Origin of the sequence: Nonomuraea ferruginea, assembly GCF_039540635.1 — a bacterium.
GTDB lineage: Bacteria > Actinomycetota > Actinomycetes > Streptosporangiales > Streptosporangiaceae > Nonomuraea > Nonomuraea ferruginea.
The window spans coordinates 65,710-87,586 of sequence record NZ_BAABFD010000015.1 but is presented as its reverse complement, the minus strand read 5'-3'; the positions used below and the strand labels follow the sequence as shown (position 1 = coordinate 87,586).

Here is a 21,877-nt window from a genome sequence, read left to right as displayed (position 1 = left end):
CCGGGTGGCCCCCGGGCCTCTCGGTCGAGCCGGTCAGCCGCCTATCTTGGAGATCCCGTCCTGGAGCTCGGCGAGGATCTGGGTGCCGCCGCTGTCGTACCAGCGCTTGATCTCGGCCTTGAACTCGTCCTCGGTCAGCGCGCCCGCCAGATACTTGATGCGGGCGTCGGTCGGGATCAGGCCGAGCGTGGCGCCCTTCTCGACCGCGGTCTGCGAGATGACCGGCAGCGACGGGTCGTGCACGGCGGTCTGCAGGTCCAGCTCCATGAGCTCGTCACGCTGCTTGAGCCAGTCCTGCTCGGCCTGGCTGGGGCGCATCCACTCGTACGCGTCACCGGCGACGCCGACGCTGGCGGTCGTGCCGAGCTGGATGAAGCCGAACTGCACGTCGTTGTTGATGACCTTGACCGCCGGGTCGTCTTCGTTGATCTTCACGGCGTAGCCGTCCTCGACCTTGAAGTTGCGGCCCTCGATGCCGTTGTTCAGCAGGATCGAGCCTTCCTTGCCGGCCAGCTTGTCCAGCGTGGTCAGCACGTCGTCGAGCTGTTCCTCGGTCTGGACGCGCTGCTTGGAGATCGCCACGATGCCGTTGTAGCCGGTGAACGGCAGGGAGAACTTCTGCCCGTCCGGCCGGGTCAGGTTGCCCGCCATCGCGACCTTCTGGTCGTAGGTCTCGGGGTCCAGCTCCTTGAACTTGTCGAAGAGCTCGCCGGCCCGGACGTTGACGTCGATGATGATGCCGCCCTTGCCCTGGAGGAACGGGTCGTTCCACTTGCCGGTGTCCAGGGTGGCCCAGTCGGGGTTGACCAGGCCCTCGTCGATGAACTTCTTGGTGTACTTCTGCGCCTCCCAGAACTCCGGCACGTCGAACTCGGGGACGAGCTTGCCGTCGCGCATGCCGTAGTTGTTCGGGGTGCCGAACCAGACGTCGATGGCGTTGTACGGGCTGGACGCGGAGAACACGGGGGCGGGCCACTTCGGCAGGATGAGGCCGTAGGTGTCCTTCTTGCCGTTGCCGTCGGGGTCCTTCTCGGTGAACGCCTTGGCGATCTCGTACAGGTCGTCGGTGGTCTTGGGCGGCTCCAGGTCCAGCTTCTCCAACCAGTCCTTGCGGAGCACGACCGCCGAGCGCAGCAGCGGGCGGACCCGGTAGATGCCGTAGTTGCGGCCGTCGGTCTTGGAGTTGATCCAGGCCTGCTGCGACTTCGGCTTGAGGTTCGGGTACTTGTCGAGCTTGTCGGTCAGGTCCCAGAACGCCCCCGCCTTCGCGGCCTGGACGAACGACGCGCCCTTGTTGTCCTGGATGACCACCACGTCCGGGATGGCGTTGGAGGCCAGCATGACGTTGGTCTTGTCGTTGTACTCGGCGTTGGGCACCCAGGTGATCTGCAGCTTCTTGCCCACGAGCTTCTCGACGGCCTGCTGGATCTCGCCCTTGGGGTCGGGAGCGGTCTGGAACAGCGGGACCATCATGGTCAGCGTGTCGCTTTCCGCCGCCCCCTCACCGGCGCCGCTGGAGCAGGCGGACGCCACGAGAGCTGCTGTTAGCGTTAACGCACCGGCGGCCAGCCGGCGACGACGGGATGCGGTCATCGGTTCCCTTTCGAGTGCAGGCGCGCCTCGTTCTCCTCGAAGAACCGCAGGCACAGCCACGTGTTGAGGCAGATCCACGCGCCGACGCTGAGGAGGAGCGCGAGGAGGGGGGCCGCCACCGTCGCGAAGACGATCGCGGCGAGCACGAACAGCAGGAGCACGGACGAGGCCGGCCGGGTGAGCGCCAGCAGTGAGGCCTTCGGCAGGTAGGCCGGCAGCGGCAGGTCGTAGTGCGCGTAGAGCGGCCCCAGGTAGGACCCGACGCAGGCGAGCGCCACGAGGGCCACGAGGGTGGCCACCTGCCACGCCCTGGCGCCGGGCCCGAGTGCGGCGAAGTAGAGGAGGTTGCCGACGAGGACGGTGGCGACCACCGCCAGGGGCAGGACGAGCAGGGACGCGCGGACGAACTCGCGCCGGTAGACGCGCCAGAACTCGGGCAGCGCATGAATCGATTCACCACGAGCGTGCCTCCGGGCCAGCGTGTACGCGGCCACGGTGGCGGGCCCGAGCCCGAGCACGACGCCGCCGAGTAGCGTGAAGACGATCCACAGCACGTTCAGCCGGGCCGCCCAGACCACCTCGGAACAGGCGGCCTGCAACCTGATTGACATGGCGGGATGGCTCATCCGGCAGCACCTTCTCGTGGCGTGTGCGCGGACCCGGGGACGGGAGCCGTTGCATGCTGGTTCCCGTCCCGTTACGCGGGGGTGAACGGCGGTCGGTTGCTGCGAAAGTAGTGTTGAATCGACTCAAAGTCAATGCGTCGCCACCCCCGGATTCCGCCACCTCCCTGAACCTCACCCGTCCGCGCCACCGGTCCAGCGGGACGAGGACCGAGAAGGTCACCCCGCCGCCTGGACGCCCAGCGCGTCGAGCACCGCCGACCACGGGTCCACCCCCTGCGCGACCAGGTGGAAGCCATGACTCTCGCGCAGATTGCAGCTGCGCAACGATCTTTCCCGATCGCCGGCTCGGACCGTCCATCCGCACGCCGGCCAGGCACCGGAACACCAGGCCGGCGGCCTTCCCGTCGGACGGCAGATCTCCAGCCGCATCCTGCCCAGACGCACACTCCAGGCACGCGTCCGCTTCCCCGGACGGTGGCGCGCCGCTCAGGCGTCTCTGCGGATCGCCTTGCTCGACTCGCGGACGACCAGGTCGGGCTGGAAGATCACCTGCCTGTGACGGTGCTCGTCCGGTGAGGAGACCTCCTCCAGCAGCAGCTCGATGGCGGTACGGCCGAGCAGCTCACGCGGCTGGCGCACCGACGACAGCGGCACCGCCGCGGCGGCGGCGAAGTCGATGTCGTCGTAGCCGACGATCGCCACGTCGTCGGGCACCTTGAGCCCCCTCAGCGACATGGCCTGCAGGAACCCGAGGGCGAGCAGGTCGTTGGCGCAGAAGGCGGCGGTCGGCCGCTCGGCCCCCGGCAGCGCGGCCAGGCGCTCCCCGGCGGCCCGCCCTGCGGCCACGCCCAGCGCCGTGGTCTCGAAGTCGACGAGCTCGGCGCCTTGCCCGGCGGACGCGGACACGGCGGCGGACACGGCGGCGGAGGCCCCGGCGTGGCGGTCGGCGACCTGTTTGATCGACAGCGGCCCGCCGACGAACGCGATGCGCCGGTGGCCGCGCTCGATCAGGTGGGCGGCGGCCACCTGGCCGCCGAGCCGGTCGTCGACGGCGACCGAGCACTGCATGCCGGTGGCGGCGCTGTCGACCAGCACCACGGGCGTGCCCCTGGCGGTGAGCTGGGCCAGGCGCGGGCTGGCGGCGTCGACCGGGGTGATCAGGACGCCCAGCACCCGCTGCTGCTCCAGCTGGTCGAGGTGGCGGCGCTCGCGGTCGGGGTCGGCGGCGCTGTTGCAGAGCATCATCATCGTGTCGTGCTCGTCGGCCACCGCCTCGGCGCCCTGGGCGACGTCGGCGAAGAACGGGTTGGAGACGTCGAGGACGACCAGCCCGACCGTGCGGCTGCGCCCGACCCGCAGGTGACGGGCCACCTCGTTGCGGACGAACCCCAGCTCGCGGATGGCCTCGAAGACCCGCTCACGCGTGGCGGGCGAGACGATCTCGGGGCGGTTGAGCACGTTGCTCACGGTGCCGACCGAGACCCGCGCCAGCTGCGCGACCTCCTTGATGCTCCTGGTCCCCATTGATCCTCACGAGGCCGTGCCGCTGTTAACGGGTTCATCATAGCGGCCTTGAAGATTTTTTTGAATCGTCTCAAAGACGTGGCGATCCCGTGATCAGACTCGCGCGGCCCCGGCCGCCATCCCGTCCAGCATCAGCCCGAGGAACCAGGTGGGCCGGGCCGCGACGTGCGCGGGCAGCGAGCCGGGATGGCAGGCGAACAGGTTGAGGAGCGCCACCACGTCGTCCACCCCCACGTCGGCGCGCATCCGGCCGTCGGCCTGGGCCTGCCGGACGAGCGCGGTGAAACGTTCCAGCCAGCGCTGACGGGTCTCCTCGAACCCCGGCCCGACCGTCGCCTCCTCGGGCACCCCGGCCAGCACGGCGGCGAGCACGCCCCGCCCCGAGTCGCCCGCCCACAGCACGAACGCCCGCAGCGCGCTCCAGGCGTCGCGCTCCTCGGCCACGGCGCGGTCGAGGGCCTCGCCCAGCGAGTGCACGTAGTGCTCCCCCATGGCGGCGAGCAGCGCGGCCCGATCGGGGAAGCGCCGGTAGAGCGTGCCGACGCCGACGCCCGCGCGGCGGGCGATGAGCTCCATGGGCGCGGCGGGGCCCCGCTCGGCCATGACGGCCGCCGCGGCCTCCACGATCTTGCCCAGGTTCCGCCTGGCGTCCGCCCGCACGGAGGAAATCGTACCGCTCCGATTAAATGGACGATGAGATTCCGCTTCCTGTACGGTCCACCTAACCGGAATGATGTCATCCACTTAGGGGAAGTCCATGATCGTGGTCACCGGCGCCACCGGCTCCATAGGCCGGGCGCTCGTCGCCCTGCTCCCGCCCGGCGAGGTCGCCGCCGTCACCCGCGAGCCCGCCGGTCTCGGCGGTCCGTACGCGCCGGGCGACCTGGAACGGCCCGAGTCGATCGGCGCCCACCTGTCGCCCGGCGACCGGCTGTTCCTCAACAGCTCGCTCTGGCCCGGCGTGGTGGACGCCCACCGCGCGGTCGTCGACCTGGCGCGGGAGGCCGGGGTGGCGCAGGTGGTGACGGTCTCCGTACGCCACGCCAGGCCGGGCGGCAGACTCGGGCAGGACCCGCACGGCCGCATCGACGAGCACCTGCGCGCGTCCGGCCTGCCGCACGCGATCCTGCGGCCCGGCGGGTTCATGCAGAACCTGCCGGGCGAGGTGCGCGACGGCCGCATCCACGGCTCGTACGGCGCGGCCAAGGTCAGCTACATCGACGCCCGGGACATCGCCGCGGCGGCGGCCGCCCTGCTGACCGCGCCGGTGGGCCCGAGCGCCACGTACACGCTCACCGGGCCCGAGGCGCACACCCACGACGAGATCGCCGCGGCGGTCACGGCGGCGATCGGCCGGCCGGTGACCTACGTCGACCTCCCGGTCCCCGCCATGGCCGCCCACCTGGCCGCCCAGGGGGTGCCGCAGGGCGCCGCCACGGAGGTGGCCACGATGATGCGGGAGATGGAGACGGAGGACTGGGCCTCCGTCACCTCCGCGGTCGAGGACCTCACCGGCCGCCCGCCGCGCCCCCTGACGGCCTTCCTCTCCGAGCACGCCCACGCCTTCGGCGCCTGACCTCTCCGCCGGGCGCGGTCACACGGGGTCGGTGACGCGCACGCGGACGGCCCGGAACTGGGCCGGGGTCTCCTTGAGCACCGCCAGCTTCGGGTCGGGGACCGTCAGGAACGGCTCGGTCTCCAGGGCCAGCAGCGGCGCCAGGCGCGGGTCGGCGCGCAGGGCGTCCACCGCTCTGCGGTCGCCGCCCAGCACGACGGCGTCCAGCTCGTGCGGCGTCAGGACCCGCAGGGCCGTCTCTGCGGCCGCCTCGAAGGCCTTGCCCGCCTGGTTGGACCTGCGGCGGGCGAAGCGCTGCTGCGACCAGCCGCCCGCCGCCGTGCGGCCCTGCACCAGCCGCGACCCGACCTTGGACGCGACCAGCGCGGTCCCGTCGAACACCCCGGCCGCGTATCCGCCGAGCCGCACCAGCACGACCCCCACCCGACGGGCGGCGCGGGAGTGCTCGACGAGCCGGGTGACGTGCGGCGGGCCCGGACGCATCGGCGGGAAGGGCACGTGCAGCTCGGCCACCGCCCCGTCGCGCGCCGTCAGCCGCACCAGGCGGTCGTCGCCGGCGGCCTCGAAGGGCCCGTGGCGGGCGGCGAACCCGTCGATCCACGGATTCAGCCGCTCAGGCGGCACGGAGACCCACCGGCCGCCGCCCTTCGCCGGTCGCGCGTTCATGCCGGAAGGCTAACCGACCGGCGGCGCGCGTTCACCGGCCGGGGAATCTCCGGGGAAATGTCGGTGAATTCCACCGCGGGAGACTGTCGCGGGGTCCCGGACCAGCCCATCATCGCTACGTGTCCTCCCTGCTCACAGGCCCTCTTGTGGATCTCGACACGGGTTCGGTGATCGCCCGGCCGGCGATGCTCGACCCGTCGGGGAATCTGCGGGCCGCCCCGCTGCCGATGGTCCTGGACGTCCCGGTCCAGGTGGTGCTGTCGGGCGCGGTGGCGATGGCCCCGCTGCACGAGGCGCTGCGCCGCGCCGGCCGGCATCCGCGCGAGCTGATCCTGCTGCTGAGCGGCCCGTGCGCGCCGCAGGAGCGCCGGCTGCTCAGGGTGGCGCTCGACGGGCTGCGGGCCCACGGCTACCTGCTCGGATTCGGCGGCGCCGGGACCGAGCACGTGCCGCTGGATTTGATCGCGGACGCGTCCCCGTACCTGGTGGGGATCGCGCCGGAGCTGATCGCGCGGGCGCCCCGCGACCACCGGGCGGTGGCGGCGGCGCGCGCGGTGGTGACGCTGGCGCGCGGCGTGGGCGCGCACGTGCTGGCGCCCGCGATCGAGGACGAGGCGCAGCTGGCCGCGGCGCGCTCGTGGGGCGCGCGGATGGCGACCGGGCCGCTGCTGTCGCCCGGCCCCGACGGGCTGGTACGGGTGCCGCTGGGCACGGCCGACGACCAGCCGGAGGCGACGCTCGGCCCGCGCGTGCAGGAGCTGCTGCTGCCGGCGGTGACGCTGCCCGAGGCGGCGAAGGCGGAGCAGGCGGTGGAGGCGTTCGGGCGCGAGCCGACGATCACCAGCGTGGTCCTGGTGGACGAGTACCAGCGTCCGCTGGGCAGCCTGGACCGCGGCCGGTTCCTGCTCTCGATCGCCTCCCGGTACGGGCACGCGCTGTACGGGTCGAAACCGGCGCGGCGGCTGGCCGATCCGCCCCGCACGGTGCCGCGGACCACTCCGGCGGTGGCGGCGATGCAGGCGGCCGGCCGGGACACCGGCCGCGTCTACGACGACCTGGTGGTCACCGACGAGGTGAACCGCTGCCTCGGCATCGTCCGGATCTCGGACCTGATCAGGCAGGTAACGACTCGCCCGGCGCTCTGGGCAGATCGGCGCGTCCCGGGATAGGAAGGGAGCGTGACGCGGCAGCTGAACAGACGGGCGGTGCTCGGCGCGGGGATGCTCGCCGGGGTGGCGGCCTGCACCTCCTCCCCCGCCCCCGAGCCGTCTCCGGCCTTCGACGCGGACGACTGGGAGTCGGTGCGCGCGCAGTTCACGCTCGATCCGGCGTACGGGCAGTTCGCGGCGTTCGTGCTGGCCCCCGCGCCGGCCCCGGTGCGGGCGGCGATCGAGCGGCACCGCGCGGGCCTGGACGCCGACCCGCACTACCTGCCCGCCGGCAACGCCTCTCCTGACGCCACCGTACGGGAGACGGCCGCGCGCTTCGTCGGCGCCGACGCCCGGCAGCTCGCGCTCACCGACAGCACCACGATGGGCCTGGGCCTGCTCTACTCAGGCATGCGTCTCAAGGACGGCCAGGACGTGCTCACCACCGAGCACGACTTCCTCGCCACCCACGAGGGGGTGCGGCTGCTCGCCGACCGCACCGGCGCGAAGGTGCGCAGGGTCAGGCTGTACGACGACCCGGCCCAGGCGTCGGAGGCCAGGATCGTCGAGGCGATCAAGGACGGCCTGGGGCCGCGCACCCGCGTGGTGGCGGTGACGTGGGTGCACTCCAGCACGGGGGTGCGGCTGCCGATCCGGGCCATCGCCGACATGCTGGCCGAGGCCAACCGGGGCCGCGACGAGGCCGACAGGGCGCTGCTGTGCGTCGACGGCGTGCACGGGTTCGGCGCGATGGCCGACGAGATGGGCGACCTGGGCTGCGACTTCATGGCCAGCGGCACGCACAAGTGGCTGTTCGGGCCGCGCGGCACCGGCATCCTGTGGGGCCGGGCCTGGGACGCGCTCGCCCCGGTCATCCCCGGCTTCGGGCGGTCCTCGTTCGTGGCCTGGCAGCGCGGCGAGGGGCCGGCCGAGACCACGGCCGACCTGGCCACGCCGGGCGGCTACAAGGCGTTCGAGCACCGGTGGGCGATGACGCAGGCGTTCAACTTCCAGAAGGCGATCGGCAAGGACCGCATCCAGCGGCGCACCCAGGAGCTGGCCACCCGGCTCAAGAGCGGCCTGAGCGCGCTCCCGCACGTCCGGCTGGCCACCCCCGACTCCCCCGGCCTCTCGGCGGGGCTCGTGTGCTGCTCGATCGACGGCATGGACGCGGCCCAGGCGGTGTCCCGCCTGCACGGGCGCAAGGTCATCGCCTCCACCACCCCGTACGTGCCGTCGCTGCTGCGTTTCGGCACCAGCATCGTCACCACGCCCGAGCAGGTCGACCACGCCGTCGAAGCGGTGAAAGGACTCGCCTGACGTCCTGCTGGCCGCCCGTGAGGGTTCCCGCCTCGGGCACGCGTTTCGCCGGCCCGCCGCTTCGACTACGGGTTGCGCTACTAGAGGCGGCAGGCGTAGATGTCGGTGACGAGGATGGCGCGGGCGCCGAGGTCCCACAGTTTGTCCATGACCTGCTGGTGGCCCTGGCGGCGGACCATCGCGCGGACGGCCACCCAGCCCTCGCGGTGCAGCGGCGAGACCGTCGGCCCCTCCATGCCGGGCGTGAGCGCGATGGCCTCCTCGATCCGCTCGGCGCGGATGTCGTAGTCCATCATGACGAAGTCGCGGGCGTGCACCACGCCCTGGATACGGCGGACGATCTGCTGCATGGCGGGCGAGTCGGGGGTGCCGTTCCGCTTGATCAGCACGCCCTCGGAGCGCATGATCGGCTCGCCGAACACCTCCAGCCCGACGTTGCGCAGGGTGGTGCCGGTCTCGACCACGTCGGCCACCGCGTCGGCGACGCCCAGCCTTATGGCGGTCTCGACGGCGCCGTCGAGCTTGATCACGCGGGCGTCGACGCCCTGGTCGGACAGGTACTTCTCGAGCAGCCCGGTGTAGGAGGTGGCCACCCGCAGCCCCTGCAGGTCGTGCACGCTGGTCAGGGTGCCGGCCTTGGCGGCCAGCCGGAAGGTGGAGGCGCCGAAGCCGAGCGGCATGATCTCCTCGACGGGCGCGCCGGAGTCGATGAGCATGTCCCTGCCGGTGATGCCGGCGTCGAGCGTGCCCTCGCCGACGTAGACGGCGATGTCGCGGGGGCGCAGGAAGAACAGCTCGCAGCCGTTCGCCTCGTCGACGACGAACAGCTCCTTGCTGTCTCTGCGGGGCCGGTAGCCGGCCTCCTTGAGCATGGTCTGGGCGGCCTCGCTGAGAGCGCCCTTGTTGGGTACGGCCAGACGTAGCATGTCAGTGGTCCTCGGATGGGTCGCGAAACGTGCGGGACGGGCGGAGGCGGGCGCGGGGCGCCCTAGAGATGCTTGTACACCTCGTCGAGCCCGATGCCCTTCGCGATCATCAGCACCTGCACGTGGTAGAGGAGCTGCGAGATCTCCTCGGCGGCCCGGTCGTTCGACTCGTGCTCGGCGGCCATCCAGCTCTCGGCGGCCTCCTCGACGACCTTCTTGCCGATGGCATGGACGCCGGCGTCGAGCGCGGCCACGGTGCCCGAGCCCGCGGGCCGGGTCTGCGCCTTCTCGGACAGCTCGGCGAACAGCTCTTCGAAGGTCTTCATGATCTCTCTCGTCGTTCGGCAGGAATGCTACTCAAGCCTAGTCTGCGCCAGGCACCGGACTCACCCGCGGCCGGGCGCGTTCCCTGGCGCGTCGCGCCCGGCCTCTCGGGTGGGGTGGTCCGTTCAACCGGCAGTCACCAGGGCACGGGGCCGTCCTCGCTGAAGAACCCACCGGTCGGCCCGTCCGCGTCCAGCGTCGCCAGTCGTACCACGACCGTCGCGCCCTGCGCGGGGGTGAGGAACCCGCGGTGGTCGTTGATGTCCGTGGCGACGTAGCCGGGGGCCGCGGCGTTGACCAGGATGCCGTCCTTCCGCAGCTCGTTGGCGTACTGCACGGTCAGCGCGTTCAGCGCGGTCTTGGAGGGCGAGTACGCGGCCGACTGCGGCAGCCCGCTCAGCGGGCCGCCCGGCTCGCTGTTGAGGGCCAGCGACCCGCCGCCGCTGCTGAGGTTGACGATCCGCGGCGCCGGCGACCGCCGCAGCAGCGGCAGCATGGCGTTGGTGACCGCGATCACCCCGAAGACGTTGGTCTCGAACACCGACCGGACCATGTCCAGGTCGACGCCGCTGGGGATCTGGTCGACGGCGTCCTCGGGCGGGACCTGGTCGGAGCCGGTGATGGCGGCATTGTTGACCAGCACGTCGAGGCGGCCGAACCGCTCCTCGACCCATCCGGCGGCCGCCTCGACGGTGGCGAGGTCGGTGACGTCGAGGGTGACGGCGTGCGCGTCGCCGCCTCCCGCGCGCACCGCCGCCGCGGCCTCCTCGCCGCGCCGCGCGTTCCTGGCGCCGATCAGGACCGTCACGCCCAGTTCGGCGAGTCGCTCCGCGGTCGCCCGGCCGATCCCCTTGTTCGCCCCGGTGATCAGGGCGATCTTCCGGTGTGTGTTCCACTCGTCCATGGCCAAGCTCCTGTCTCAGTGAGTCTGTCCGCCCCGGGACGAGACAGGCCGGCCGCGCTGTGACATGGACGGCCGATGTCACAGACGGCTGTGCTGTCTCGTCCCGGGTGGCGGAAACAGCCAGTGACGTGGGAAAGGTGATGGTCATGCGGGTGTTCGTGGCCGGCGGGGCCGGGGTGCTGGGACGGCGGCTGGTGCGGCGGCTCGTGGCGCGCGGCCACCAGGTGACGGCGACGACGACGGGCGCGGGCAAGCTGGGCCTCCTGGAGCGCCTCGGCGCCGAGGCGGTCGTGATGGACGGGCTGGACGCGGAAGCGGTCGGCGAGGCGGTGGCCAGGGCCCGGCCGGACGTGATCGTGCACCAGATGACCGCGATCGGCGGCAAGCCCGACATCAAGCACTTCGACCGCTGGTTCGCCACCACCAACCGGCTGCGCACCGAGGGGACGGACCACCTGCTGGCCGCCGCCGAGGCGACCGGCGTCTCCCATGTCGTCGCGCAGAGCTACGCCTCGTGGAACGGCATCCGTACGGGCGGGTGGGTGAAGACGGAGGAGGATCCGCTGGACCCGACGAGCACGGGCCAGGGGGCGGCGGCGATCCGCCACCTCGAACAGGTGGTCGCCGCGGCCGGGGGCGCGGTCCTGCGCTACGGCGCCTTCTACGGGCCCGGGGCCACCGACGCCCAGGTCGAGCTGGTGCGCAAGCGGCAGTATCCGGTCATCGGCGACGGCGGCGGCTACAGTTCGTGGGTGCATCTCGACGACGCGGCCGAGGCCACCGTCCTGGCCGTGGAACAGCGGGCGAGGGGCGTGTTCAACATCGTCGACGACGAGCCGGCCCCGGCGCGCGAGTGGCTGCCCTATCTGGCCGCGTGCGCGGGGGCCAAACCGCCGATGCGGATCCCGGTCTGGCTGGCCAGGCCGCTGGCCGGGAGGACCGCGGTGGCGATGATGACCGAGGGGCGCGGCTTCTCCAACGCCAAGGCCAAGCGGGAGCTCGGCTGGCGGCTGCGCCACCCCTCCTGGCGTCTGGGCTTCAAGGAGGAGCTGGCGTGACCAGGGCGGAGGAGTTCCAGGAGCTGCGGCCGCTGCTGTTCTCGATCGCCTATCGGATCCTGGGCAGCGTGGGCGAGGCCGAGGACGCGGTCCAGGAGGCCTGGCTGCGCTACGACGCCTACCCCGGGCGACCGGCGTCGGCCAAGGCGTTCCTGGCGGCCACGGTGTCCAGGATCGCGATCGACGTGCTGCGCTCGGCCCGCGTCAGGCGGGAGCAGTACACCGGCCGGTGGTTCCCCGAGCCGCTGCTGGCCGACCCCTACGAGGATCCGGAGCGGTCGGCGGAGCTGGCCGACTCGCTGTCGATGGCGGCCCTGCTGCTGCTGGAGCGGCTCAGCCCGCTGGAGCGGGCGGTCTTCGTGCTGCGGGAGGTGTTCGGGTTCGGCTTCGGCGAGGTCGCCGCGGCGGTGGGGCGCTCGGAGGCGGCGTGCCGCCAGCTCGCCGTGCGGGCGCGCCGTCACATGGAGGCGGGACGCGCCCGGTTCGAGACCGACCGCCGTGAGCGGGACGAGCTCGCCGGACGGTTCTTCGACGCCTTCCGTGACGGGGACGTCGACGGGCTGCGCGACCTGCTCGCCGCCGACGTGCGGATGGTCGGCGACAGCGGCGGCAACGCCCCGCTGTGGGGCACGGGCGTCTTCGGCGCCGGCAAGGTGGCCAGGGTCCTGGCCGGGATCGCCGGGCCGTTCGTCCGCATCGGCGGCGTGGTGCAGCCGCACGAGGTCAACGGCCAGCCGGGCGCGATCTTCCGCGACCGGGACGGCAGGATCGTCAACACCCTGACCCTCGACATCCTCTCCGGCCGCGTCCAGACGATCCGCGCAGTGATCAACCCCGACAAGCTCCGCCACCTGGGCCCGGTCGCGGACGCCTGGGCCATCGTCCGCGAAGCCAACCAAGCCCGCCGCCCCACCCCCCGGCCATGACACCCGGCTCGCAGCTCGCGAGCGCGATCAACACAACCCGCCGCCCCACACCCCGGCCACAACACCCGGTCCGCAGCTCGCGAGCGCGAACAACACGCCCCGCCGCCTCCTACCCAGGCCATAACACCTCTGCCCAGCCGACCAGCCGCCCCGCGCCCCCTCCGACCAGTACCCGCGAACAAGCGGCACCCGCTCCGCACCCACACCGGCGCCCCAGCCCGCGATCGCTTTCACGACCCGCCGTCTCGCCTCCCTCACCCGCACACCGCCGACGCCTGACCGGCATCACCACCGTCCGCACCCGCGAGCACCCCTTCGGACGAACGGAGCGGGAACTCGAATGCCACCCTGCATGCCCCCGGTCGTGCAAGCCACGCCCGTACACCCCACTGACCCACATCTCCGCGCACGCGAACACCCCCGCACCGTTCGACTGAACGGAACGGGGGCGCTCGCATGACTTGCGGTCGTGCGCGCCCCGCCGAACACATCACCCGCGACCCGCCGTACACACCACTGACCAACATCTCCGCGCACGCGAACACCCCCGCACCGTTCGACTGAACGGAACGGGGGCGCTCGCATGACTTGCGGTCGTGCGGGCCCGCCCATCACATCACCCACGACCCGCCGTACACACCACTGACCCACACCTCCGCACACACGAACACCCCCGCGCCGTTCGGGTGAATGGCGCGGGGGTGCTCGTATGGTCTGGCCTTGCGTGCCCCGTCGGATGGACGGAACCCGTCACGGGCGGTGTGGGTCAGCGGTCGAAGCTGCGGCCGGAGCTGCCGCGGCGGTAGCCGCCGCCCCTGGTGCCGCGGTCGTCCGAGCGGAAGTTGCCGGGACGGTAGCCGTCGCGGGGACGGTCGTCGGAGCGGTATCCGCCGCGGTCGCGGTCACCCGTGGAGGGGCGGCCGCGGTCGGCGGAGTAGCGGTTGCCGCGGTCGTCGGGACGGAACCCGCCGCCTCGCGTCCCGCGGTCGTCACGGTAACCGCCGCCACGGGGACGGTCACCGTCGCGGGCGGGACGGTCGTCGCGGTAACCACCGCTGGGACGGTCGTCACGGTAGCCACCGCCACGGGGACGGTCGCCCTCGCGGAAGGGGCGGTCGCGGCGGTCCTCACCGAAGCCGCGCGGCTGCGCGTCTCCGCCGTCGTGGCGGCGCGGGCCGCCGAACGGCCGCTCGCCCTCGTGGCGGCGCTGACCCGAGAAGCCGTCCTCGTGACGCCGGGGGCCGGAGAAACCGTCCTCGTGACGCCGGGGACGGCGCTCGCCGTCGAAGTCGCGACGGGGACGGCGGGAGCGGCCGTTGTGGTTGTCGCGGCGCGGGCGCAGGGGCTTGCGGACGTCCGGCTCCCACACGGGGATCGACTCGCCGCTCGGCATGCGAGCGCCGGTGACCTCCGCCACCCTCGGGTGGCCGGGGGTCGCCTTGAGGCGGAACGGGTGGATGCCGGCCCGCCGGGTCAGCGACTCGGTGGAGCGGCGCTCGTTCGGCAGCACCAGCGTGACGACGGTGCCCTTCTCGCCGGCGCGGGCCGTGCGGCCGCCCCGGTGCAGGTAGCTCTTGCTGTCCTGGGGCGGGTCCACGTGCAGCACCAGGCTGATGTTGTCGACGTGGATGCCGCGGGCGGCGACGTCGGTGCAGACGAGCACGTTGACGGAGCCCTCGCGGAACTCGGCCAGGATGCGGGTGCGCTGGTTCTGGCGCTTGCCGCCGTGCAGGCCGCCGGCCTTGACGCCGACCCTGGCCAGCTGCTTGCAGAGGCGGTCGACGCCGTGCTGGGTGCGCACGAAGATGATCGTGCGGCCCTCACGGTTGGCGATCTCGGCGGTGATGTCGAACTTGTCGTCGCGGGTCACCTGCAGCACGTGGTGCTCCATCGTGTCCACGGGCGAGGTGGCGGGCGCGACGGAGTGGCTGATCGGGTCCTTGAGGAAGCGCCGGACGAGCTTGTCGACGTCGCCGTCGAGGGTGGCGGAGAACAGCAGCCGCTGCCCGCCGGGCGGGGTCTGCGCGAGCAGCTCCGTCACCACCGGGAAGAAGCCGAGGTCACACATGTGGTCGGCCTCGTCCAGGACGCTGATCTCGATGTCCTCCAGCGAGCACTCGCCCTGGCGGATCAGGTCGCCGAGCCGGCCGGGGGTGGCGATGAGGACGTCGACGCCGCGGCGCAGCGCCTCGATCTGCTTGCCCATGGACATGCCGCCGACGACGACCTTCATGCGCAGGCCGAGGCCGCGGCCGAGGGGTTCGAGGGCGTCGTGCACCTGGAGGGCGAGCTCGCGGGTGGGGACGAGGACCATCGCGCGGGGGCGTCCGGGGGCCGGCTTGACGCCGGAGATGCGGGCCATCATGGGGAGGCCGAAGGCGAGGGTCTTGCCGGAGCCGGTCTGGCCGCGGCCGAGCACGTCGGCGCCGGCGAGCACGTCCGGGATGGCCGCGCTCTGGATGGGGAACGGGGAGCCGATGCCCTGCCTGGCCAGGCCGTTCACGAGCGGCTTGGGCAGGCCGAGCAGCTCGAACTCGGACGGGCCCTGCTCGGGGGTCGTCTCGGGCAGGACAGCGTCAAGCATGGTCACGAAATTCGTGCCTTTCAGTCGAAGTGGCACGTCACTTCTGCGAAAGGACGAGCCAGGACGTACGGCGACATTGCCGTACACATTGCAGTGCGCCCGCCATCGGGGCGGAGCTTGGGGGAAGGCGCACCTGAGGGCGCCGGCCGCAGGCGGCGCGGGACGCGCGATGAGGCGTCAGGTGTCCTTGGGTGCCAACACGGGAGAGATCACGCTTATTCCCGAGGAGGATCTCCGGACTTTCCGGGGACCTCCGGCATGCTGAAGCGGCCGGCGCCGAGGCGCCAGCCTCCAGCAGAAAAGATCAGACGTTGAAGCCTAGCATACGAAGCTGGTCGCGGCCCTCGTCGGTGATCTTGTCAGGGCCCCACGGCGGCAGCCAGACCCAGTTGATCTTCACGTCGGAGACCATGCCGTCGAGCGCGGAGTGCGCCTGGTCCTCGATGACGTCGGTCAGCGGGCAGGCCGCGCTGGTCAGGGTCATGTCGATGGTGGCGACGGGCTTGCCGTCCTGGCCGGGATCGAGGTTGAGGCCGTAGATCAGGCCGAGGTCGACGACGTTGATGCCGAGCTCGGGGTCGACGACGTCCTTGAGCGCCTCCATCAATTCCTCGACGGTCGCGTCACCGTCGAAGCCGGTCGGGGTCTCGACAGGCTTGCTCATTGTGCAGCACTCCTCACCACAGCGTCCTTGTAGGCCATCCATGACAGCAGCGCGCACTTGACGCGCGCGGGGAATTTGGCCACCCCGGCGAACGCCACCGCGTCGCCGAGCACGTCCTCGTCAGGCTCCACCTGCCCCCTGCCCTGCATGAGGCGGGTGAACTCGTCCACCACGGACAGGGTCTCCCGTACGGTCGAGCCGGTCGTCAGCTCGTGCAGCACCGAGGCCGCGGCCTGGCTGATGGAGCAGCCCTGACCGTCGTAGGAGACGTCTTCGATCTTGCCGGCCTCGCCCACCCTGACCCGCAGCGTGATCTCGTCGCCGCACGTCGGGTTCACGTGGTGAACCTCGGCGTCGTACGGCTCGCGCAGCCCCCGCCCCTGCGGGTGCTTGTAGTGCTCCAGGATCAGCTCCTGGTACATCGACTCGCCGATCATCGCTATGCGAACACTTTCTGGACGTGGTGGAGGCCGCGCACCAGGGCGTCGATCTCGCCCGTGGTGTTGTACAGATAGAACGACGCCCGCGTGGTCGCCGGTATTCCGAACCGCAGGTGCAGCGGGCGCGCGCAGTGGTGACCGACGCGCACCGCGACGCCGAACGCGTCGTCGAGGATCTGCCCCACGTCGTGCGGGTGTATGCCGTCCAGCGTGAACGCGAGCGTGCCGCCGCGCATCTCCAGCGAGTCGGGGCCGATCAGCCGCAGCCCCGGCAGCTCACGCAGCGCGTCGAGGCCGTACGCGGCGAGCTCGCGCTCGTGGGCCTCGACGGCCGCCATGCCGACCCCGCTGAGGTAGTCGACGGCCGCGCCGAGGCCGATGGCCTCGACGATCGGCGGCGTGCCGGCCTCGAACTTGTGCGGGATGGGGGCGTAGGTCGAGCGGTCCATCCAGACCGCCTCGATCATCTCCCCGCCGCCCAGGAACGGGGGCATGGCCTCGAGCAGCTCGCCCCGGCCCCACAGCACGCCGATGCCGGAGGGGCCGACCATCTTGTGGCCCGTGAAGGCGACGAAGTCGACGCCCAGCGCGGCCACGTCCACCGGGTGGTGGGGCACCGACTGGGAGGCGTCCAGCATCACCAGCGCGCCGGCCTGCCGGGCGCGGGCCAGCACGTCGCCGACCGGGTTGACGGTGCCGAGGACGTTCGACTGGTGAGCGATCGAAATGATCTTCGTCCGCTCGGTGACCAGGTCGTCGAGCCCGGACAAGTCGAGCCGGCCCTCGTCGGTGACGCCGAACCACCTCAGCGTCGCGCCGGTGCGCTGCGCGAGCAGCTGCCACGGCACGATGTTGGAGTGGTGCTCCATCTCGGAGATGACGATCTCGTCACCGGGACCGAGCCGGAAGCGGTCGTCGGTGTTGGCCGGGTTGCCGAAGGAGTAGGCGACCAGGTTGAGCGCCTCGGAGGCGTTCTTGGTGAAGACGACCTCGTCACGCGAGGGAGCGCCGACGAAAGCGGCGATCTTGTCGCGGGCGCTCTCGTAGGCCTCGGTGGACTCGGCGCCCAGGGCGTGCATGGCACGCCCCACGTTGCTGTAGTGCAGCGCCAGGTGCTCGCGCATGGTCTCGATGACCTGTGTGGGCTTCTGGGAAGAGTTGCCCGAGTCGAGATAGACGAGCGGGCGCCCGCCGGGCAGCTCGCGGGAGAGAACCGGGAAGTCCTTCCTGATCCTCTCCACGTCAAAGCTGGTCTGAGTCATGCAGATGCCTTCGTGTACTGCTCGTAGCCCTCGGACTCGAGCTTGTCCGCCAGCTCCGGCCCGCCCTCCTCGACGATCTTGCCGTTGGCGAAGACGTGCACGAAGTCGGGCTTCACATAGCGCAGGATGCGAGTGTAGTGCGTGATCAGCAGGACGCCGGTCTCGCCGGACTCGCGGAAGCGGTTGATGCCCTCCGACACCACGCGCAGCGCGTCGACGTCGAGCCCGGAGTCGGTCTCGTCGAGCACCGCGATCTTCGGCTTGAGCAGCTCCAGCTGGAGGATCTCGTGGCGCTTCTTCTCGCCGCCGGAGAAGCCCTCGTTGAGGTTGCGCTGGGCGAAGGAGCCGTCGATGGCGAGCGCGTCCATGCCGTTCTTCAGGTCCTTGGCGAACTGGCGCAGCTTGGGCGCCTCGCCGCGGACGGAGGTGACGGCCGAGCGCAGGAAGTTGGACACCGACACGCCGGGGACCTCGACGGGGTACTGCATGGCCAGGAACAGGCCCGCGCGGGCCCGCTCGTCGACCGACAGCTCCAGCAGGTCGACGCCGTCGAGCAGCACCTGACCGCCGGTGATCGTGTACTTCGGATGACCGGCGATCGCGTAGGCGAGCGTGGACTTGCCGGAGCCGTTGGGGCCCATGATGGCGTGGGTCTCGCCCGACTTCACGGTCAGGTTGACGCCGCGCAGGATTTCCTTGTCCTCGACGGCGACCTGCAGGTCACGGATCTCAAGGGTGGACATTGCTTAGGACTCCTTCGAGAGCGAGACGAGCACGTCGTCGCCGTCGATCTTGACTGTGTAGACGTTCACGGGCTTGGTGGCGGGCGGGCCGGTGGGCTTGCCGGTGCGGATGTCGAAACACGAGCCGTGCAGCCAGCACTCGAGCGTGCCGTCGTAGACGTCACCCTCGCTGAGCCGCACCTCGGCGTGGGAGCAGACATCGTGCAGGGCGAACACGTCGCCGCCCTTGCGCACCAGCGCCACCGGCGTCTCGCCGAGCTCGACGGCGATGACGCCACCGTCGGGGATGTCGCCGATCTGGCAGACCTTCTCGAAACTCATCGGGCGAGCTCCGCCTCCAGCGCCGCCATGACGCGGTCGCGGATCTCCTGGATCTGGATCTTCTCGACGAGCTGGCCGAGGAAGCCCCTGATGACCAGGCGGCGCGCCTCGTCGTACGGGATGCCCCGAGCCTGGAGGTAGAACAGGTGCTCGTCGTCGAGCCGGCCGGACGTGGAGGCGTGCCCCGCGCCGGCCACCTCGCCGGTGAGGATCTCCAGGTTGGGCACCGAGTCGGCGCGGGCGCCGTCGGTGAGGATGAGGTTGCGGTTGAGCTCGTAGGTGTCGGTGCCCTCGGCCGCGACCCGGATGATCACGTCGCCGATCCAGACGGCGTGCGCGTCCTCGCCCTGGAGTGCGCCGCGGTAGTCGACGTTGCTCTTGCAGTTGGGCTGCGAGTGGTCGACCAGGAGGCGGTGCTCCAGGTGCTGACCGGCGTCGACGAAGTAGACGCCGGTCAGGTCGGCGTCGCCGCCGGGCCCGTCGTAGGACACGCTGGGCGACAGCCGGACCAGGTCGCCGCCGAGCGTCACCACGAAGCTGCGGAAGGTGGCGTCCCTGCCGAGCCTGGCGTGGTGGTGGCTGACGTGGACGGCGTCGTCCTGCCAGTCCTGCAGGCTGACCACGCGCAGCGTGGCGCCGTCGCCGACGGCGAACTCCACGTTGTCGGCGTAGACCGCGCTGCCCTGGTGGTCGAGCACGATCACGGCCTCGGCCATCGGCTCGACCTGGACCAGCAGGTGACCGTACGCGGCGCCGTCGCCGGCGCCGGTGAGCGTGACGACGGTCGGCTTGGACGTGACGGCCTCGCGCGCCACCGTGAGCACGGTCGCCTTCTCGAAGGCGTTGAACGCCTGCGCGCTGACCCGGTCGGCGGGCACGTAGACCTTGCCGAGCCGCGGGTCGTCGCGACCCACGGTCTCGACGGTGACCTCGGGCGCGGCGTCCACGTCGACCTTGACGTGGCCCTCCGCGACGGCCTTGCCGTCGTGCAGGCCCTTCAGGCGCGAGAGCGGGGTGAAGCGCCACGCCTCCTCGCGCCCGGCCGGCACCTCGAAGTCGGCCAGGTCGTACGACGCCTTCTCGTGCAGGGTCGACAGGGGCTTCTCGTTCAGGCCCATCAGCCGACGGCTCCTTCCATCTGCAGCTCGATCAGCCGGTTGAGCTCGAGCGCGTACTCCATGGGCAGCTCGCGCGCGATCGGCTCGACGAAGCCGCGCACGATCATCGCCATCGCCTCGTCCTCGTCGAGCCCGCGGCTCATGAGGTAGAACAGCTGGTCCTCGCTGACCTTGGAGACCGTGGCCTCGTGGCCCATCGAGACGTCGTCCTCGCGGACGTCGACGTACGGGTAGGTGTCGGAGCGGCTGATCTGGTCGACGAGCAGGGCGTCGCACTTGACGGTGCTGGCGCTGCCGTGGGCGCCCTCCTCGATCTGCACGAGACCGCGGTAGGAGGTGCGTCCGCCGCCGCGCGCCACCGACTTGGAGATGACGGTGGAGCTGGTGTGCGGGGCGAGGTGGACCATCTTGGACCCGGCGTCCTGGTGCTGGCCCTCGCCCGCGAACGCGACGCTCAGGGTCTCGCCCTTGGCGTGCTCGCCCATGAGGTAGACGGCGGGGTACTTCATCGTGACCTTGGAGCCGATGTTGCCGTCGATCCACTCCATGGTCGCGCCCTCGTAGGCGACGGCGCGCTTGGTGACCAGGTTGTAGACGTTGTTGGACCAGTTCTGGATGGTCGTGTAACGGCAGCGGGCGTTCTTCTTCACGATGATCTCGACGACCGCGGAGTGGAGCGAGTCGGACGAGTAGATCGGCGCGGTGCAGCCCTCGACGTAGTGGACGTAGCTGTTCTCGTCGACGATGATCAGGGTCCGCTCGAACTGGCCCATGTTCTCGGTGTTGATCCGGAAGTAGGCCTGCAGCGGGATCTCGACCTCGACGTTCGGCGGCACGTAGATGAACGAGCCACCGGACCACACGGAGGTGTTGAGCGCGGCGAACTTGTTGTCGCCGACCGGGATGACGGAGCCGAAGTACTCCTTGAAGAGCTCCTCGTGCTCCTTCAGGCCCGTGTCGGTGTCGACGAAGATGACGCCCTTCTCCTCGAGGTCCTCACGGATCTTGTGGTAGACGACCTCGGATTCGTACTGGGCGGCGACGCCGGCGATGAGGCGCTGCTTCTCCGCCTCGGGGATGCCGAGCTTGTCGTAGGTGTTCTTGATGTCGGCGGGCAGCTCGTCCCAGGACGTCGCCTGCTTCTCCGTCGAACGCACGAAGTACTTGATGTTGTCGAAGTCGATGCTGGTGAGGTCGGAGCCCCATGTCGGCAGCGGCTTCCTGTCGAACAGGCGGAGGCCCTTCAGGCGAAGGTCGAGCATCCATTCCGGCTCGTTCTTCAGCGTGGAGATGTCGCGTACGACCTCCTCGGACAGGCCTCGCTTGGCCGCCGCGCCGGCGGCGTCGGGGTCGGCCCAGCCGAACTTGTAATTCCCGAGGCCTTCCAGCTCCGGGCGGTCGGTGACAGTCACCCTCCGGTCTCCTTGCTCTTCTCGCGAGTGCTTTTCTCGGCAGTTGCTCTATGTGGGACCCCCAGCGTCTGAGGGCTCACGTGCGTGGTGCAGACCCCGTCGCCGTGCGCGATCGTGGCCAGCCGCTGCACGGGGGTGCCGAGCAGCTGCGCGAACGCCTCCGTCTCGGCCTCGCACAGCTGCGGGAACTCCGCGGCCGCGTGGGCCACCGGGCAGTGGTGCTGGCAGAGCTGGTCGCCGCCCGACTTGGCCTTGGTGGCCGAGGCGGCGTAGCCCTCCGCGGACAGAGCCTGGGCCAGCACCTGGACGCGCTGGTCGGGTGGCACCTGCCGCATGACCGGCTCCAGCCGCCGCAGCAGGCCTGAGACCTGTGTGCGGGCGAAGTCGGCCACCGCCTCCTCCCCCAGACGCGCGGCCAGGAAACGCAGCGCGCTCCCGGCCAGGTCGTCATAGGCGTGCTCGAAGGCGCTGCGCCCCGCGTCGGTGATGGCGAACAGCTTGGCCGGACGCCCGCGCCCCCGCTGACCGCGCGGCCGCACCGTACGGGGTTCGATCATCCCGTCGGCGAGCAGCGCGTCGAGGTGGCGGCGGACGGCCGCGGGCGTGAGCCCGAGCCGCTCGCCCAGCGCCGACGCGGCGATGGGCCCGTGCTCCAGAATGAGCCGGGCGACGCGCGCACGGGTGCTGCGCTCGCTGCCTGGCTCTATCAAGGGCACGTTTTTCACAACATCAGTGTGCCCTA

At 71.3% G+C, this 21,877-nt stretch carries 23 protein-coding genes; 5 read left to right on the top strand and 18 right to left on the bottom strand.

The genetic code is table 11. The features are described from left to right. Positions 1–33: 33 nt before the first annotated feature. From ABD999_RS27125 to ABD999_RS27105, 5 genes are all read right to left on the bottom strand, one after another. Positions 34–1,533, bottom strand: coding sequence for an extracellular solute-binding protein (locus tag ABD999_RS27125; RefSeq protein ID WP_271275621.1), 1,500 nt, complete (start codon positions 1,531–1,533; stop codon positions 34–36). A 56-nt stretch (positions 1,534–1,589) separates the two neighbouring features. Further along, the gene (locus ABD999_RS27120; protein ID WP_271275620.1) at positions 1,590–2,204 is read right to left on the bottom strand and encodes a YesL family protein; all 615 of its coding nucleotides are present in this window, start codon (positions 2,202–2,204) and stop codon (positions 1,590–1,592) included. A gap of 231 nt (positions 2,205–2,435) precedes the next feature. Continuing rightward, positions 2,436–2,648 (bottom strand): DUF1961 family protein, encoded by a 213-nt coding sequence (locus ABD999_RS27115; protein ID WP_271275638.1) that lies wholly within the window; start codon positions 2,646–2,648, stop codon positions 2,436–2,438. Positions 2,649–2,705: 57 nt separating this feature from the next. Next, complete coding sequence (locus ABD999_RS27110; RefSeq protein WP_271275619.1) at positions 2,706–3,743, bottom strand: LacI family DNA-binding transcriptional regulator; 1,038 nt, start codon at positions 3,741–3,743, stop codon at positions 2,706–2,708. Positions 3,744–3,836: 93 nt separating this feature from the next. Continuing rightward, positions 3,837–4,403, bottom strand: a complete 567-nt coding sequence (locus tag ABD999_RS27105; RefSeq protein WP_148031312.1) for a TetR/AcrR family transcriptional regulator — start codon at positions 4,401–4,403, stop codon at positions 3,837–3,839. A gap of 97 nt (positions 4,404–4,500) precedes the next feature. Here ABD999_RS27105 and ABD999_RS27100 point away from each other — a divergent pair, with 97 nt between their 5' ends. Beyond that, positions 4,501–5,319, top strand: coding sequence for an NAD(P)H-binding protein (locus tag ABD999_RS27100; RefSeq protein ID WP_345482942.1), 819 nt, complete (start codon positions 4,501–4,503; stop codon positions 5,317–5,319). Between the two features lie 18 nt (positions 5,320–5,337). Here the strand turns inward: ABD999_RS27100 and ABD999_RS27095 are convergent, their stop codons facing one another. Next, positions 5,338–5,985, bottom strand: a complete 648-nt coding sequence (locus tag ABD999_RS27095) for an acVLRF1 family peptidyl-tRNA hydrolase (protein ID WP_219547700.1) — start codon at positions 5,983–5,985, stop codon at positions 5,338–5,340. Between the two features lie 119 nt (positions 5,986–6,104). Between ABD999_RS27095 and ABD999_RS27090 the strand changes: the two genes are divergently transcribed. Both ABD999_RS27090 and ABD999_RS27085 read left to right on the top strand, forming a co-directional pair. Continuing rightward, positions 6,105–7,154 (top strand): EAL domain-containing protein, encoded by a 1,050-nt coding sequence (locus ABD999_RS27090; RefSeq protein WP_271275617.1) that lies wholly within the window; start codon positions 6,105–6,107, stop codon positions 7,152–7,154. 9 nt (positions 7,155–7,163) lie between these two features. Beyond that, a complete protein-coding gene (locus ABD999_RS27085) occupies positions 7,164–8,453 on the top strand; it encodes an aminotransferase class V-fold PLP-dependent enzyme (RefSeq protein ID WP_271275616.1) in 1,290 nt (429 codons plus the stop codon). 80 nt (positions 8,454–8,533) lie between these two features. Here the strand turns inward: ABD999_RS27085 and hisG are convergent, their stop codons facing one another. The 3 genes from hisG to ABD999_RS27070 all read right to left on the bottom strand — a co-directional run bounded on the left by hisG (position 8,534) and on the right by ABD999_RS27070 (position 10,607). Further along, entirely contained in the window at positions 8,534–9,379 is an 846-nt protein-coding gene (gene hisG, locus ABD999_RS27080; RefSeq protein WP_148031309.1) for an ATP phosphoribosyltransferase, read from the bottom strand. A 62-nt stretch (positions 9,380–9,441) separates the two neighbouring features. Continuing rightward, complete coding sequence (locus ABD999_RS27075; RefSeq protein ID WP_148031308.1) at positions 9,442–9,705, bottom strand: phosphoribosyl-ATP diphosphatase; 264 nt, start codon at positions 9,703–9,705, stop codon at positions 9,442–9,444. A gap of 134 nt (positions 9,706–9,839) precedes the next feature. Beyond that, positions 9,840–10,607 carry an SDR family oxidoreductase gene (locus ABD999_RS27070; RefSeq protein ID WP_271275615.1) on the bottom strand — a complete coding sequence of 256 codons (768 nt, stop codon included), beginning with the start codon at positions 10,605–10,607 and terminating at the stop codon, positions 9,840–9,842. A gap of 146 nt (positions 10,608–10,753) precedes the next feature. Here ABD999_RS27070 and ABD999_RS27065 point away from each other — a divergent pair, with 146 nt between their 5' ends. Both ABD999_RS27065 and ABD999_RS27060 read left to right on the top strand, forming a co-directional pair. Further along, positions 10,754–11,665, top strand: coding sequence for an NAD-dependent epimerase/dehydratase family protein (locus tag ABD999_RS27065; protein WP_271275614.1), 912 nt, complete (start codon positions 10,754–10,756; stop codon positions 11,663–11,665). Then, positions 11,662–12,591 carry an RNA polymerase sigma-70 factor gene (locus ABD999_RS27060; RefSeq protein WP_271275613.1) on the top strand — a complete coding sequence of 310 codons (930 nt, stop codon included), beginning with the start codon at positions 11,662–11,664 and terminating at the stop codon, positions 12,589–12,591. The genes ABD999_RS27065 and ABD999_RS27060 overlap by 4 nt, the downstream gene beginning before the upstream one ends. Positions 12,592–13,357: 766 nt before the next feature. On the opposite strand, the gene ABD999_RS27055 is transcribed toward ABD999_RS27060, so the two are convergent. From ABD999_RS27055 to ABD999_RS27015, 9 genes are all read right to left on the bottom strand, one after another. Then, positions 13,358–15,175 carry a DEAD/DEAH box helicase gene (locus tag ABD999_RS27055; protein ID WP_271275612.1) on the bottom strand — a complete coding sequence of 606 codons (1,818 nt, stop codon included), beginning with the start codon at positions 15,173–15,175 and terminating at the stop codon, positions 13,358–13,360. A 304-nt stretch (positions 15,176–15,479) separates the two neighbouring features. Continuing rightward, entirely contained in the window at positions 15,480–15,839 is a 360-nt protein-coding gene (locus tag ABD999_RS27050; RefSeq protein ID WP_148031303.1) for a metal-sulfur cluster assembly factor, read from the bottom strand. After that, positions 15,836–16,276 (bottom strand): Fe-S cluster assembly sulfur transfer protein SufU, encoded by a 441-nt coding sequence (gene sufU / locus ABD999_RS27045; protein ID WP_148031302.1) that lies wholly within the window; start codon positions 16,274–16,276, stop codon positions 15,836–15,838. Before sufU ends, ABD999_RS27050 begins: the two co-directional genes overlap by 4 nt. Positions 16,277–16,278: 2 nt before the next feature. After that, positions 16,279–17,541, bottom strand: a complete 1,263-nt coding sequence (locus ABD999_RS27040; protein WP_271275611.1) for a cysteine desulfurase — start codon at positions 17,539–17,541, stop codon at positions 16,279–16,281. Continuing rightward, the gene (gene sufC, locus ABD999_RS27035) at positions 17,538–18,284 is read right to left on the bottom strand and encodes a Fe-S cluster assembly ATPase SufC (protein ID WP_148031300.1); all 747 of its coding nucleotides are present in this window, start codon (positions 18,282–18,284) and stop codon (positions 17,538–17,540) included. The genes ABD999_RS27040 and sufC overlap by 4 nt, the downstream gene beginning before the upstream one ends. A gap of 3 nt (positions 18,285–18,287) precedes the next feature. Then, positions 18,288–18,605, bottom strand: a complete 318-nt coding sequence (locus ABD999_RS27030; protein ID WP_148031299.1) for a non-heme iron oxygenase ferredoxin subunit — start codon at positions 18,603–18,605, stop codon at positions 18,288–18,290. After that, the gene (sufD, locus tag ABD999_RS27025) at positions 18,602–19,723 is read right to left on the bottom strand and encodes a Fe-S cluster assembly protein SufD (protein ID WP_148031298.1); all 1,122 of its coding nucleotides are present in this window, start codon (positions 19,721–19,723) and stop codon (positions 18,602–18,604) included. Before sufD ends, ABD999_RS27030 begins: the two co-directional genes overlap by 4 nt. Beyond that, on the bottom strand, positions 19,723–21,135 hold the full coding sequence (gene sufB / locus ABD999_RS27020) for a Fe-S cluster assembly protein SufB (RefSeq protein ID WP_148031297.1): 1,413 nt from the start codon (positions 21,133–21,135) through the stop codon (positions 19,723–19,725). The genes sufD and sufB overlap by 1 nt, the downstream gene beginning before the upstream one ends. Next, positions 21,132–21,851 (bottom strand): helix-turn-helix transcriptional regulator, encoded by a 720-nt coding sequence (locus ABD999_RS27015; protein WP_148031296.1) that lies wholly within the window; start codon positions 21,849–21,851, stop codon positions 21,132–21,134. Before ABD999_RS27015 ends, sufB begins: the two co-directional genes overlap by 4 nt. Positions 21,852–21,877: the final 26 nt, after the last annotated feature.

Bases quoted from the DNA above. Each gene is read 5' to 3' on its own strand.
- ABD999_RS27120 (WP_271275620.1), bottom strand. From the start codon at position 2,204: ATGTCAATCAGGTTGCAGGCCGCCTGTTCCGAGGTGGTCTGGGCGGCC.
- ABD999_RS27115 (WP_271275638.1), bottom strand. From the start codon at position 2,648: ATGCGGCTGGAGATCTGCCGTCCGACGGGAAGGCCGCCGGCCTGGTGT.
- ABD999_RS27110 (WP_271275619.1), bottom strand. From the start codon at position 3,743: ATGGGGACCAGGAGCATCAAGGAGGTCGCGCAGCTGGCGCGGGTCTCG.
- ABD999_RS27100 (WP_345482942.1), top strand. From the start codon at position 4,501: ATGATCGTGGTCACCGGCGCCACCGGCTCCATAGGCCGGGCGCTCGTC.
- ABD999_RS27095 (WP_219547700.1), bottom strand. From the start codon at position 5,985: ATGAACGCGCGACCGGCGAAGGGCGGCGGCCGGTGGGTCTCCGTGCCG.
- hisG (WP_148031309.1), bottom strand. From the start codon at position 9,379: ATGCTACGTCTGGCCGTACCCAACAAGGGCGCTCTCAGCGAGGCCGCC.
- ABD999_RS27075 (WP_148031308.1), bottom strand. From the start codon at position 9,705: ATGAAGACCTTCGAAGAGCTGTTCGCCGAGCTGTCCGAGAAGGCGCAG.
- ABD999_RS27070 (WP_271275615.1), bottom strand. From the start codon at position 10,607: ATGGACGAGTGGAACACACACCGGAAGATCGCCCTGATCACCGGGGCG.
- ABD999_RS27065 (WP_271275614.1), top strand. From the start codon at position 10,754: ATGCGGGTGTTCGTGGCCGGCGGGGCCGGGGTGCTGGGACGGCGGCTG.
- ABD999_RS27055 (WP_271275612.1), bottom strand. From the start codon at position 15,175: ATGCTTGACGCTGTCCTGCCCGAGACGACCCCCGAGCAGGGCCCGTCC.
- ABD999_RS27050 (WP_148031303.1), bottom strand. From the start codon at position 15,839: ATGAGCAAGCCTGTCGAGACCCCGACCGGCTTCGACGGTGACGCGACC.
- sufU (WP_148031302.1), bottom strand. From the start codon at position 16,276: ATGATCGGCGAGTCGATGTACCAGGAGCTGATCCTGGAGCACTACAAG.
- ABD999_RS27040 (WP_271275611.1), bottom strand. From the start codon at position 17,541: ATGACTCAGACCAGCTTTGACGTGGAGAGGATCAGGAAGGACTTCCCG.
- sufC (WP_148031300.1), bottom strand. From the start codon at position 18,284: ATGTCCACCCTTGAGATCCGTGACCTGCAGGTCGCCGTCGAGGACAAG.
- ABD999_RS27030 (WP_148031299.1), bottom strand. From the start codon at position 18,605: ATGAGTTTCGAGAAGGTCTGCCAGATCGGCGACATCCCCGACGGTGGC.
- sufD (WP_148031298.1), bottom strand. From the start codon at position 19,723: ATGGGCCTGAACGAGAAGCCCCTGTCGACCCTGCACGAGAAGGCGTCG.